The sequence below is a fragment of the bacterium genome (genome assembly GCA_036504735.1).
Taxonomy (GTDB): domain Bacteria; phylum Electryoneota; class RPQS01; order RPQS01; family RPQS01; genus DASXUQ01.
Map to the genome: position 1 here is coordinate 1 of DASXUQ010000014.1, position 13,628 is coordinate 13,628.

The 13,628-nt window shown below is 59.1% G+C and carries 11 protein-coding genes; 7 read left to right on the forward strand and 4 right to left on the reverse strand.

The window, feature by feature from the left end:
* The 4 genes from VGL38_11945 to VGL38_11960 form a co-directional block, all read right to left on the reverse strand.
* Positions 1-2,301, reverse strand: a 2,301-nt coding sequence (locus VGL38_11945; GenBank protein HEY3296140.1) for a hypothetical protein, incomplete at its 3' end; no start/stop codon positions are given.
* A gap of 226 nt (positions 2,302-2,527) precedes the next feature.
* A complete protein-coding gene (locus VGL38_11950; protein HEY3296141.1) occupies positions 2,528-4,882 on the reverse strand; it encodes a TonB-dependent receptor in 2,355 nt (784 codons plus the stop codon).
* Between the two features lie 89 nt (positions 4,883-4,971).
* Positions 4,972-6,036 (reverse strand): glycosyltransferase family 9 protein, encoded by a 1,065-nt coding sequence (locus VGL38_11955; GenBank protein ID HEY3296142.1) that lies wholly within the window; start codon positions 6,034-6,036, stop codon positions 4,972-4,974.
* Positions 5,991-6,959, reverse strand: a complete 969-nt coding sequence (locus VGL38_11960; GenBank protein HEY3296143.1) for a lysophospholipid acyltransferase family protein — start codon at positions 6,957-6,959, stop codon at positions 5,991-5,993. Before VGL38_11960 ends, VGL38_11955 begins: the two co-directional genes overlap by 46 nt.
* A gap of 30 nt (positions 6,960-6,989) precedes the next feature.
* On the opposite strand from VGL38_11960, the gene rsmB reads away from it, so the two are divergent.
* The 7 genes from rsmB to dacB are packed head-to-tail and all read left to right on the forward strand — an operon-like array spanning position 6,990 to position 13,608.
* Positions 6,990-8,348 (forward strand): 16S rRNA (cytosine(967)-C(5))-methyltransferase RsmB, encoded by a 1,359-nt coding sequence (gene rsmB / locus VGL38_11965; protein ID HEY3296144.1) that lies wholly within the window; start codon positions 6,990-6,992, stop codon positions 8,346-8,348.
* 2 nt (positions 8,349-8,350) lie between these two features.
* Entirely contained in the window at positions 8,351-9,169 is an 819-nt protein-coding gene (locus VGL38_11970) for a PASTA domain-containing protein (protein HEY3296145.1), read from the forward strand.
* Positions 9,166-9,891 carry a ribulose-phosphate 3-epimerase gene (gene rpe, locus VGL38_11975; GenBank protein ID HEY3296146.1) on the forward strand — a complete coding sequence of 242 codons (726 nt, stop codon included), beginning with the start codon at positions 9,166-9,168 and terminating at the stop codon, positions 9,889-9,891. Before VGL38_11970 ends, rpe begins: the two co-directional genes overlap by 4 nt.
* A complete protein-coding gene (locus tag VGL38_11980; protein HEY3296147.1) occupies positions 9,885-10,508 on the forward strand; it encodes an MBL fold metallo-hydrolase in 624 nt (207 codons plus the stop codon). Before rpe ends, VGL38_11980 begins: the two co-directional genes overlap by 7 nt.
* Positions 10,429-11,460, forward strand: a complete 1,032-nt coding sequence (locus VGL38_11985) for a site-specific tyrosine recombinase (GenBank protein HEY3296148.1) — start codon at positions 10,429-10,431, stop codon at positions 11,458-11,460. The genes VGL38_11980 and VGL38_11985 overlap by 80 nt, the downstream gene beginning before the upstream one ends.
* Positions 11,461-11,464: 4 nt before the next feature.
* The gene (locus VGL38_11990; GenBank protein ID HEY3296149.1) at positions 11,465-12,112 is read left to right on the forward strand and encodes a site-2 protease family protein; all 648 of its coding nucleotides are present in this window, start codon (positions 11,465-11,467) and stop codon (positions 12,110-12,112) included.
* Complete coding sequence (dacB, locus tag VGL38_11995) at positions 12,097-13,608, forward strand: D-alanyl-D-alanine carboxypeptidase/D-alanyl-D-alanine-endopeptidase (GenBank protein HEY3296150.1); 1,512 nt, start codon at positions 12,097-12,099, stop codon at positions 13,606-13,608. Before VGL38_11990 ends, dacB begins: the two co-directional genes overlap by 16 nt.
* Positions 13,609-13,628 lie beyond the last annotated feature (20 nt).

Genomic DNA, 13,628 nt, shown 5'->3' on the forward strand with positions numbered 1-13,628 from the left:
ATGCTCTCCGGCAGTCAGCCGTCCCAAGTTTTGCTGATAGACACTGCGGCCTAACACGTCGAAGACCTCCAGCTTGACCTCGGAGGATGCAGGCAGCGTGAAGGATAGCGTGGTGGTGGGGTTGAAGGGATTGGGGAAGCAAGAAAGGCTGAAGGATTGTGGCATTGTCCTACCCCCTAACGCTACATCGCTCGTGTCTTCAGGCGAGGCATAGCAAAACATGAATCCTTCCCAGCCAAAGCCCTGATACTGCGGCACGAGCGCGTCAGGCGTAACAGGCAACTGATCCCACATCGTGCTTCCGCCCAACCACACCGCACGTCGACTTTCGTACACAAAGCCCGCGATGTAGTCGTTGTTGAGGTCATTTCCCCCTGCCAGAAACGTGCTGTACTCGAGACGTCGCAAGTCCGAACTCAGACGGCTCAAGTACATTGAATGGAAAGTGGTGTCGTCGGCGTTGTATGTTAATGGAAAACTGCGGTCACGCGGCTTGCCGCAAATAACGAATGAGCCGTACTCGTCGCGGGCGATGTCTTTTACGACGGCACCATCGCCACCCAGCAGTGTAGATTCTATGATTGTTGCAGGTAATGCCAACTGAGTCAAGAAGACCTTACCCCATGAGGAGGAAACAGTGTCAAAGGCATCCGGCGTGACAGGAAAGTCGGGAGTGCGTGTCCCTCCCCACAGAAGAACGGTATCCCGTCCCAAGGGAATCACACCTGCAGCCGCGTCTTCCGTGTGGCCAGGATTATTCGGGAGCGTGCCGCCGAGATAGGAACAGTACAGGAGAGAATCGGCTTGGAGATTGATGTGCGCGAAGAAACCGTCATTTGAGCCATGCAATTCCGCTTGGAGAGCGTCCGCAGTGGTGGGCAAGCCTGCACCCCACACCTCACCCGATAACCACACTTCTTGTACGCCGCCCACGGTGAGGCAGACTTGATCTATAATATGCGCGGGAAAGAAGGTGGAGTAGTTCAGGGCGGAGGTTTGCGGATCGAACACCGCAAGGAATCCGTTCATAAGCCCGTTCATCTGTGGGAAAAGAGCGTTGGTGGTCACAACAAAATCCGGGGATTGTGTTTCGCCCGAAAGATAAACGAGGCCCGAAGAGTCCGTAGTAATGTCGTGCACTTCGTCCATCCCTGATCCACCTAAGTAGGAGCTGAACTCCAAGGTGGCCCCGTCAGCGGATAATCGTGCAATATACCCTTCACCTTCGCTGAAGGAACATGTGGTATCAAAAGCATCGCGTGTCAGCGGCAACTCGCCAAAGGTTCTGCCCGCGATGTAGACCGCACCGTGTGCATCCGCCGCCAAACATAAAGGAGCAGGACCCGTGCCCAGCAGATAGGTAGAGAAACGCAGCGTATCACATCCCGGCGTGAACTTGGATAGGAATCCTACCCAACCGTTGGCCGAGTCACAATAGGCTCCCGGAGTCAGCGGAAAGTAGGCTTCGCCTAAAGTCACCCCTGTCGCCAGTTTCTGCTGCTGCTGATCCTCGATGAACGCGTAAACCTCATCAGGTGAATTGCCGCCCCAGTAGCTGCAATACACCAGAGGATCAATCACCACCTCGTATGTCGCATCATACGGGCCTAAGACGAAGCGGTAGCCGCCTTCTGCCGTCAGTTCATAGCGGCAGGGGATTTCGATTTGGGTGTGGTTGATGTTCTGATAGGCAAAGGGAGCCGCCTCTGTGACCAGACCCAGTGAAGTAGACAAGAGCAAACGGCCGTTGGCATCTACGGCAATTGGGGCATCCTGCCCTTCGTAACGCAGTTGTATCAAAGAGGGATCGGTACCGGGGCGGACATGGTAGACGGTCTCTACCCCTTGGGAGGCAATGCGGTATTGAACGTCTATTCCCAACCAGACGTCTTTGGCGGTAACGCTGCGGTAGTGGCCCACACGGGATCGCCACTTACAGCTATCCTTGGACAGGAAGTAGTTGCTGTAGCTGGGGAGTTTGTCTTCGCCGGTTAAGTGGGGGGTAGGGTTGGCGCTCACATAGGACAGGCGGAGGACGTGGCCGCGGACTTCTCTCGCCCGAGGTCCTTCACTGCGTTCAGGATGACAAAGTTGGTCGGGGGCGGTGCGGGGCTCGGGGGAATGCAGGTCCAGCGTCATGCCGCTTTCGGTTAGGAAGTAGGTGGCGCCGGGGGCGTCGTACTTGAAAGAGAACGCGCCGTCCCATTGGCCTTCATTTTGGACGAAGAAAGCTGTCTGCGGCAGCGGAGTGCCGGCGAGAGTGGCGGTGGCAATTAGCAGAAGGATCAGGAAGGAGCGCATGGTCTTTGCTTTTAGGTGCTTTTCTTAAGATAAGAATGAAATGGGAAAGTTGAAATAGGTTTCGGCCGGGTTGTGGATGTGGTGTGGGTGTGCATGTCTTTCGGCTCAACCCGGCTCAGCGAGTGTCGGTGGGGTGGCGATGAAGAGGCGACCGGGAGGCCGCCGGAAGTAAGGCGTACGCGGGGTAGGGACACCCCGCGCGGCGATGGGGGCGGGGTGGTGCGGGTTAGTTCAGATGGTACTCGACGCCGAAGTTGAAAAAGCGGCCAGAAAGAACTTCGGGGATCTTTTGAGGGGCGGGGTCACTGGGAAAGATGGGGAAGAAGGAGAAGCCTGAGACGTTGGCGCGGTTAAAGGCGTTGAGCACTTCGACAATGAGAATGGTTTCCCCATGCTTGACAGACTTCCAGCGGATCGAAAAGCCGACATCGGCGCGGAAATACATGGGGAAGGTGCGGGTTTGAGTGTAGTCGGTAACCGCAACCGTGTGCCCGGCAGCATCCTGCGTCATGATCTGCGGATGATACAGATAACCGCTGCCGAACAGCATGCGATTGTGCACCTGCACATTGGGATGCTCGGGCATCTGGTCCTGCAAAAAGAGCCGCAGAGTGTGCGTCTGATCAAGCAGACGGCGGCGGTATTGCGAACCGGCTGCCGCGTCGCGCTCTTTGGTATTCAGGAAGCCGTAGCTGATCCAACTGTTGAGATGCTGAGTCAGCTCGCCATGCAGCAGAATGTCGGTGCCGTAGGCATAGCCGCGGGCGCTGTTCTGATCGGTGTACAGAATCCGCAGCCCGTCGAGAGTGTAGGGAATCAGGTTGTCGAGCTTTTTGTAGAACACTTCGGTGCGCACCACGAGACCGCGCTCGGTCTGATGCTCCCAGCCTGCCAGAAGGTGAATGGCCCGCTGGGATTTGAGCGTCCGGACGGTATCCGGCAGGCGGCTGAGTTCATAGTAGAATGGCGGCTGATAATAGACTCCGGCGGCAAGACTCAGAGTGCTGGAGGCGGTAGGATTGAAGTAGATGCCGCCGCGCGGGCTAATCAGGGTCTCCTTCGTGTAGCCGTAACGCGTCGCGCGCAATCCAAGATCGAGCCGCAGATAGGGCGCAAGGGCGATCACATCCTGCACATAGGCCGAGCCGGAATTCAGCTTGGGCGAGTGGTTGCTCAGAGCAGTGACGGGAGAGTCCTGCACGGTGCTGTCTCCGTAGTCCTGCAAAAACTCGTTGATATGGCTCTGCATAGTCACTGCCCGCAGATCCAGTCCGGCGACCAACGAATGCGCGCCGGCGGTGTGATGCAGCGCAGGCAGGAATTGGAGAGTATTCAGCGCGAGGCGGTTGTGGTTGCGCTCGATGCGGCTCTTAAGATAATATCCGGCGCCGTGCTCCCAGGCATACGGATTATAGAACACATCGGCGGAAAGATCGGTGTTCTCCGCTTCGGTGCTGTACAGGTAGGCTCCGGCCAGCGATAACCGGGTACGCGGGCCAAAGACTTTCTCGTATTTCAGCCCGGCAAGGGAACTGCGCCATGTGTAGCTGCGTTGCCCACGATAGACGATGTCTACGGCGCGCACATCCTGATAGTTGATCCCGGTAAAGTTGCCTTCCCACTCTTTGGGGATGAGATCGAAGCGGTTGGACGCGCTGAGCGCAAACAGCTCCACGCGGCTGCGGCCGGGGAGCAGATAGTTCGCGAACAGTTGTCCATCGAGAAAACTCGGGCGATAGGTGCCGCTGGTTTGCAGACTGCTCACCAGCAGATTGGGATTGGAATAGCGCCCGCCGATGCTCCAGTCGAGCTTGCCCGCATGTTGATGAAGGGTCAATCCCTGCCCCAAAAGATCAGCGCGCAGTACGCCGCCCAAGCCCCGGGGATGCTCCCGCACGTAGTCCACTTCGAGCGCGGAGGACATTTTGTCGCCAAGGGTTGCCGGAAAGGCGCCGCCGTAGAAATTGAGGCGGTCGGTCATATCGGAATTGAGCAGCGACTGACTCTCTTCCACACCTTGCCGCAGCAGATAGGGGCGGTTGATCTCATAGCCGTTGAGATAGATCAGATTCTCATCGTAGTTGCCGCCGCGCACATTGTAGGCGCTGGAGAGTTCGTTGTTGGCGGAGGCTCCGGGGAGAATCTGGATGCTGCGCAGCACATCGTTGTAGACGGTGGGCATGTTGCGCACATCCGTGGGCTCCATCTTCTGCACGGTAGGGGTTTCATCGGGCTGGGACTGTTCGACCGTGACTTCCCGCATGGTGAGCACGCTGGAGGCCAGACGAATATCGAGACGGGCGGTGGGGTGGCGATCTGTGAGAGAAATGCGGCGGGTGAGGGGAACGTAGCCCACGTAGCGGAAAGTGACATCCAAACTGCCGAAGGGGAGTGTTAACGCGTAGCGGCCAAGGCTGTCCGTAGTGGTGCCATAGCTGCCGGAGGATACGGCACAGGCGGTCAGCGGCAATCCGGTCTCGCGGTCCTTCACGGTTCCGGACAACTGACCTTGAGCATGAGCCAGTGTCAGTGCGAAAGCAAGAGCGATCAGTACGCCAAGCAAGCGGCGGAACGGTCTCATAGCGCTCCCAATGTGAGTAAAGCAAAAAGCAAAAACGGCAAGCAAAAACAGGTATCACAAGGGGAGGAGTTGATCTTCCTTTCAGCGTTTCAGATTTTCAGCATTTCAGCGTTTTCTTCAAGTGCGTTCCATACGCGCTCAACGGGGATTTGGGACATACACCACGAATAACCTTCCTGCCATTTGCAGCGGTGCGCACCGTGGCCGGCGCGGTCAATGCAGCAGGGGACGCCGGCGGTTATCGCGCGGCTGGGAGGGATAAAGGGATGATTGCGCTGTGTGCAGCCGTGCAACGCCAAGACCTGCGGCTTCTGAACCGCCGCCGCCAGAAACATCACGCCGGTGTCGCCGCCGACGACGGACGTACAGGCATGAAGCAGAGCAGCCACATTGGGCAAGGGTTCCTGGATGACCGGGATGATGCGCTGGAGATTGAACTGGCACAGGCCGGTTACCATATCGCGCTCTGCGGTCCCGCCAAAGACAAGCACTGCACCGTCGCGCTCCTGAATCCAGTGCGCGGCCAGTTCAGAGTAGCTCTCCAGTGGCCAGCGCTTGGTCTCCCATGCTGTGCCGGGAATCAGCCCCAATAGCGGCTTGCCCATCGCTTGGTGCCGATGCAGGAAATCCGCGCTCCACGCTGCGCTTTCCGGCAAGACAGGCACAAAGGGTGGCTCTGCGGGCCACGGCCCGGTAACGAGCTGCAAGAGGGCATTACGCCTCCCGATGTGATCGGGTTCAGCCGCTGGATCGTAAGCAATATGCTTCGTAAAGCACCAATTTGCGCCGAAGCCGCTGTACCCGACGCGCTCGGGCGCTCCAGTGAGGCATGTTAAGATGCGGCTGCGAAAGGAAGGATGAGCATTCAAGATCAAGTTAAAGCCGACTTGCCGCAGCCCTGACGCCAGACGCAGCAGACCAAAAAGTCCGCGGTCCTTTCCGCGCTTGTCAAAGACCCACAAATTGTCTATCATAGGGTGTCCGCTCAAAACCGCCTGGCCGCGGGGGGACACGAGGACATGCAACTTTGCGGCAGGCCAGTGCGTTTTAACCGAGCCCACGAGGGATGTCGTGAGCACAGCATCGCCGAGCCAGGCCGTGTCGATGATCAGGATGCTTTGCGGGTCTTCCATCGGCGGTGCATCCATAGCCATTGTTCAGGCGTCTCCCGAACGGCTTGTTCGAGCATAGTGGTCAGGTGGGCGGTTACTGTGTCCGCGTCGTCGAGGCCGTGAGTGTTTACCGGCGTGAGCCGGATGCGGTAGCGGTCGCCCGGCAGGCGAATGCTGTGGGCGAATATGAGAGGCGAACCTGTGCGCAGGTGAAAGACGGCGGGACCGCGAGGGGTGGAAGCCAGCTTGCCGAAGAAGGGGACGAAGGCACCGTCTTCATGGGCGTCCTGATCAATCAAAATCGCCACAAGCCGGTTGCGTTTGAGTGCCGACAGAACCCCGCGCACGGCGTCGCGACGCTTGATAATTTCCACACCCGCTTTGATGCGGTAGCGATCTATCAGTTCTTCGACCATTTTGTTGCTCTGTGTCGTCACAACAAACGTTACCGGAAACCCGCAACGAGCAACGATTCCACCCATGATTTCCCAGTTTCCCAGGTGACCGGAGACAAATAAGCCTCCTTTACCGCCTTCAAGCGTCTTAGTGAGAACATCGAAGCCCTCGACATAGATCCATTTGCCAACATCGGCCTTCAACAGGCCGGGGATGGAGACAAAGCTGACAGCGACCCGGCCAAAGTGCCGATAGACGCGAGAGGACATGGTGCGGATGCCTCTCTTTGGAAGGGTTGGAAATGCTGAGGCGAGGTTGGCCTCGGTGACGTGCCTCCGAATTCCAAGAAAATGAATACATTGTCCGAGGGCTGCTCCGAGAAAACTGCGAAATTTTCGCGGCAAGGCACGAAGGACAAGCGAAAAAAGGACAAGAAGGGAATACTGGAGGCGGTGGGAAAGAGAGGTATGCACGCGGAAACTGATTTTTGTCAAGTTGCGTGTAAATAAAGGCAATTCTACTGGAATGTCAAGGGCGCATATGTCGAGAACCTTGCGTTTTCGATTCAAAATTTATAATTTGAATGGGATGGAAAGCACATGTCTACCCCTGTACAAGTAGCGGTAACGTCAAGGGGTGTAGCGGCCGATGCGTTGGCCGAACTTGAGAGAGACACTGAATTTGCGGATGACCTGATCTCTCGACACCTCGTTAATTCTGGTCTTAGAGGCAGTGATCGGGCTCTGGCGGCGGATCTTTTCTGGGGTTCGATCAGATGGAGAGGCCGCCTCGACGCGGTGATTGCACCTGCCTTCCACGGTGACTACGGACGGGCCCAGCCCCTCATCCGGGTTTTGTTGCGCATGGGCGCCTATCAGCTTTTCTGCCAGGACCGGATTCCCGACCATGCGGCCGTGAGCCAGACGGTCGAGATCGCGGTGAACCGGCTGAACAAGTCGGCGGCGGGGTTGATTAATGCCATCCTGCGCCGATTGGCGCGGGAGCGCGAACGATGGGACCAGGCGCCCGAAGGCTCGGACGAACTGGGCAAGCTGGCCTTTCTGAATTCCCATCCGCGCTGGATCGTACGTGAACTGGCTACGCGCTTCGGCAACGAAGAACTGGCCAAAGTGCTGGAAGCCAACAATACGCGCGTGCCGCTGACGGTGGTGGTCAATCGTATGCGCTATACGGACGATGAGTTCGTGCGCTTCCTGCGCTCCCGGGCGCTGCGCTATGAACCCTCGGCCTTACTCGATGGCTACTATCGGCTCTCCACGACGGCGCTGTTCCAGCTTCAGCCTTTGCTGGATGCCGGACAGATTACCGTGCAGGACGAGAGCGCGGGCATGGCCGTGCAACTGATGGATCCACAGCCCGGAGAACGCGTGCTCGATCTGTGCGCGGCTCCCGGAGGAAAGCTGCTTGCCATCTATCAGATGATGAAAGGCGAGGGGCAGATCGTGGCGGTGGATGTCTCCGATGACCGCGTGAACCGGCTCATGGAGAACATTCAGCGTGTGGAAGCAACCAATGTCGAAGTGCATACCGCGGATGCGCGCGAGTTTTCCGCCGAGCCCTTCGACCGTGTGCTGGTGGATGTTCCGTGCTCCGGCCTCGGGCTGCTGCGCAAGCATCCGGATGTGAGGTGGCGGCGCAAGAGCCACCATCTGCCCATGCAGCGCAAGCTTCAGCAGGAGATTATCACGCACGCCGCGGAACTCGTCAAGCCCGGCGGCATTCTGGTCTACTCGACGTGCAGTATCTTACCCTCCGAGAACTCCGAGATCGTCAACACCTTCTTGAGGTCCTATCCTGAGTTCCACAAAGAGGACGCGCGCGGCTTCGTACCCGAGGCGGTGGTGGGTGAACATGGCGACGTGGAGACGTTTACCCATATCCATAACACCGACGGGGCTTACGCGGCTCGTATGCGGCGCTTCTCATCGTCCTCCTGATTATGCCTTCTAAAAACGCCGGAAAACTTTGGAGCAACCGCCGCCTGCAGATTGCTGTGGGTGTGGTGGCTGCATTTTTGTTGTTGTACTTTCTCACCGACAAGATCTTCATGCCGCTCTACACGCGGCAGGGCAGCGAACGGCCTGTGCCCAAGCTACTGGGTCTGACGGCGGGACAGGCGCGCGGAGTCGCGCAATCGGTGGGCTTCACTATCGTCGAGGAGCCTGCGAAAGCAGGCACCGGCGCGGATCCCGGCACGATCATCGAACAGCATCCGTTCGCGGGCGCAATGGCCAAACCGGGGCGCAAAATCCACATCGTGCCCGCCCTCGAAGCCATGCGCGGCGAGGTTCCGGACGTGGTTGGCCTCGATCTGCGCGATGCTCAATTGCGAGTGCGCAATGTAGGATTGATCTCCGGTGACACCGATGTGAGGTACAAATTCACCGATAAGACTCCGAAGGGTACGGTGGTCTCGCAGGACCCCACGCCGGGCAAGACGGCGGAGCCGGGAACGGTGGTGAAGATTACCATCTCCATGGGGCCGCAGCCCGAGCATTTCTTTGTCCCCTACATGATGGAGAAGCCGCTGGCGGATGCGCGCACCATGCTGCGCGAGGCCGGTCTGAAGATGGGAAAGATCACGCGCAAGGAAACAGACCAGTATGCGTCCGGCACGGTAATCGCCCAATCTCTGCACTCCGGCGATGAGGTGGGACGGGACACGCCCGTGGACATCGTCGTGGCAGTGAAGCCCGGCACAGGACCGGCGCCGGCTGCCAGTGAAGCGCCACCCGCACCGAAGCCGGGAAAGCCATGAACCTTAGCGAGGACGCGGCGAAATCCGCGAGCAGTATGCAGCAGTCAGCAGGGCGCGCTTCGGGAGTGAACGTTCGCATTGCCCCATCTATTCTGGCGGCGGATTTCATGCATCTGGCCGATCAGGTGGCGCTGGCCGCCGATGGCGGCGCGGATCTGCTGCACTGTGACGTGATGGACGGCCATTTTGTGCCGAATTTGACATTCGGGCCGCCGCTGATTAAGCAGCTTCATGCGATCACGCCGCTCGAACTGGACGTGCATCTGATGATCGAAAAGCCCGAACTGTCCCTTGAGGCCTACCGCGAGGCGGGAGCGGCTGCGATTACGGTGCATCAGGAAGTCTGCCCGCATCTGCACCGCACCCTGAGCCATATTCGCTCGCTGGGCGCGCTGGCGGGCGTGGCCATCAATCCTTCCACCCCGGTAGAATTGCTCGAACCTCTGCTCGGCAGTTTCGATATTTTGCTGGTGATGACGGTCAATCCCGGCTTTGGCGGGCAGAAATTCATCTCTTCCATGATCTCCAAGATTATCCACGCCGACACATGGCGCAAAGAGGGCCGCGCCGAGTTCAAGCTGGCCGTGGACGGCGGCATCGACACCGTGACCACACCCCGCGTGGTGGAGGCCGGCGCCGACATGCTGGTGGCGGGGACATCGGTGTTCAAAGGGGATGTTCGCACCAACCTTCATCTGCTGCGCGAGTCGGCGTCATGCTGAAGGTGCTGGTCAAGGTGGTCGGGGATTACCAGATGAACACGATCATCGTCTGGGACGACGTGTCGAAGGAGGCCGTGTGGTTTGATCCGGGCGAAGGCAGCGAGATCATGATCGACGAGATCGAAGGCCGCGGCTTGACCCTGAAGAACATCATCAACACCCACGGGCATCTCGACCACATTGCGGAAAACGCTCTGGCCAAGGCTCATTTCGAAGTGCCGCTGCTGATTCACAAGGCGGACCGCCGCATGCTCACCAGCGCCGCCGAGAACCTCTCGATTCTTACCGATCACGAAGTGATTTCGCCTGACGCCGACGGCACGCTGGACGAAGGCGATACCGTGAAGATCGGCGACGAGGTGATGCAGATCTTCCATGTGCCCGGGCACACCCCGGGATCCCTGGTGTTCTACCATCCGGGCTTTCTGATCGCGGGCGATACCATCTTTCGCGGCAGCATTGGCCGCACCGACTTCCCGCGTTCCAGCGAACGCGACCTGCTCGACAATCTCCGTACGAAAGTTCTCACCCTGCCTGATGACACGATCATCTACTCCGGCCACGGGCCGGCCACGACCGTCGGTGAAGAACGCCGCACGAACCCCTTCCTCTCCTGATTATCCCGGCGCCCGAGAGGTCCGCGCGTATCTTTCCCAGATGATGTATGAGGCTAATCTGCGGCCGCTCACCCGTGAGAGCTATGAGCGGGATCTGCGGCAGTTTGCCGAATGGCTGGGGAAGCAAGCGCTGACGTTTGACAAGGTAAATGGGCTGCTGTTAGAAGAGTATTTGCGGGATCTGGGCGAGAAGGTCGTGGACGTGGATACGGAGGAATGCACCAAGCCGAGTACGCTGGCCCGGCATCTTTCTTCCCTGCGTGGTTTCTTCCGCTGGCGTGCCCTCGAAGATTCTTCCCGAGTCAATCCCTGCGAAAACGTCGAAGGCCCTAAGCTCCCGCAAAACCTGCCGGGAATTCTCTCTGTAGATGAGGTGGACCGGCTGATCGATTCGGCGGAAGGGGACCATCCCGTTTTGCTGCGGGATCGTGCCATGATGGAAGTGGCCTATTCCTGCGGGCTGCGGGTGTCGGAACTGGTGGGGCTGCGGCGGCGCCAAGTGCAACTCGACGACGAGATGCTGCGCGTGACGGGCAAAGGCGACAAAGAACGTATTGTTCCTCTTGGGGAGCGGGCGCAGGAGGCACTGAAAGCGTACCTGTATCATGGGCGAGACCACATTCGGGGCCGAGGCCGCGACGGCGCCGGCAGGCCGCTGCCCGCTGAAGCGAAGGACGTGCTGTTTCTCAATCAGCATGGCCGGCCCCTGACGCGCTTCGGGTTCTGGCGCATCTTGCGCCTCTACCTCGACCGCTGCGGGATTGACAAGACCCGCGTGCACCCGCATATTCTGCGGCACACGTTTGCCACCCACCTGATAGAAGGCGGCGCGGATCTGCGCGTGGTGCAGGAACTGCTGGGCCACGCCTCGATCTCGACCACGGAAATCTACACTCACCTCGATCGCGATTACCTTCGCGAGACTATTCGAACCTTCCATCCCCGCGGTTGACTGTTTGCGAAATCTCTCCGATATCTTAACTCTTGTTCCCGGTTTTGTCTTCGGTCTTACTCTGCATGAGTTCAGCCATGCCTTTGTCGCGTCGCGTCTGGGAGATCCCACGGCGCAGCGCATGGGACGGCTCACGCTGAATCCGCTGGCGCATCTCGACCTGCTCGGATCGGTGATGCTGGTTGCGGCGGGCTTCGGTTGGGCTAAGCCCGTGCCGGTTGATGTCAACTACCTTCGTTCGCCGCGCCGGGATATGGCGCTGATTGCGGTGGCCGGGCCGGTGTCCAACATTGTGCTGGCCACGGCGTGCGCTTTGCTCCTTCGTCTGCTCTTCATGACAGGCCTGTTCGGCGATTCCACTGTAGCGTCTGTGGCACTAAATGTGATGATTCAGGCGATTCAGATCAACGTCATTCTTGCGGTGTTCAACATTATTCCGGTTCCTCCGTTGGACGGATCCCGCATCGTGGCCGGCATTGTTCCGGAGGCATGGAACCACGGGTATGAGCAGTTCGAGCGGTTTGGTCCACTGCTGCTGCTGGGGCTGGTGCTGATCGGCAGCGTGACGGGAGTTTCGATTCTCTCGCGCATCATTATGCCGATGGCTTCACCCATCTATAAACTGGTGATGTTAGATTGGTTGTTCCGATAAGGCTCTCGGCCGCATTCCTCGCTGTTCTGATTCTTCTCTTTGCCTTGCCTTCCGCCTATGCGCGCCGGGTGGTGCGTGTGCGCCACGTTGCGGAAACCGGCGCGGTTTCCCCGAGTGAATTTGCCAACTATGCCGACAGCGTGCTCGGGCAATCCGACCTGTACGGCGCGTCGTGCAGTGTGGAAATCTATTCCCTGTCCGGTGATTCGGTGGTCTACGCCAAGGATCCCGACCGGCTGCTTACTCCGGCCTCGGTCACCAAACTGCTGACCTCTTCGGCGGCGATGGACCGGCTGGGTCCCGATTACCGCTTTACCACAACCTGCTATGCTTCCGGTCCGTTGATCGGCGGAACGCTGATCGGAAATCTGATTCTGCAGGGCGGGGGAGACCCCATCAGCGAAATCAAGGCTGCCGACGGCATGGGCGCTCCGATTCTGCGGGCGTGGGCGGACAGTCTGATCTCCCACGGTCTGCGCCGCGTGAACGGCAACCTTGTGCTGCGCACGTGGCCATGCCGCCTCGAGTCGGCGTCTCCGCGCTGGGAAGTCGGCGACGTACAAGGCGGTTTCGCACCGCCGCTGGATGGCTTTGGATTCTACTCTAACGTGTGCCACGTCGCGGTGCAGCCGGGCGCGTCGGTGGGGTCGGGTGCGTCGTTTGTGATTGATCCGCCTTACGCGCCGGTACACATCAAGTCCACGGTGGCGACGACCGCGCCGGGAACGGTGAGTTCGCTCTCGATGCAGGTGCTGCCGGAAGACACGTCGGTGATCATTACGGGCGAAATGCCGCTGCGGCATACGCCGGAATTCTTCTGGGCTCCCGTGCAGGATCCCGCGATGTACTTTGGCCGCGCCTTCAAGCTCGCGCTGGAAAAACGGGGCATTCAGGTCGATGGCGACGTGGTGGTGGATCGCGACGCGCATGGTGGCGGCGAACCCGGCGCGGTGCTCTTCGTACATCAATCGGTGCCGCTGACCGCCGTCATGTCGATTATGAACAAGGAAAGCGACAACTATCTGGCGGAGTATGTGCTGCAGGCGCTGGGCTTGGAAGCGGGTGGCGTCGGCGACCGCAAGGCGGGCACGGAAGCGGCGCTGAACTTTCTGCGGCGCTGCGGCATTGACCGCGCGGATGTGGTGATGGAAGACGGCTGCGGCCTGGCACGTCAGAATCTGATCAGCGCCCGTTCGCTGGTTCAGCTTTTGCGCGCGATGCACACACACGCCTACGGTGACGCGTTCAAGAGTACGCTCTCGGTGTCGGGTGAAGACGGCACGCTCTCCGGGCGTCTGGGCCGCGACAATGTGGGCAGGCTGCGGGGCAAGACCGGCAGCATGACGCGGGTATCAGCTCTTGCCGGATATTTTGCCGGAAATAACGGCGAGATTTACGCCATCGCGTTCATGTTCAACAATTTCAGAATATCTTTGCCGCGTGTTCGGGCGGTGCAGGACCTGATCCTGGAACGCCTGGCCGGGCGAGTCTCATAGCAACTCAAACGGAAGCATAG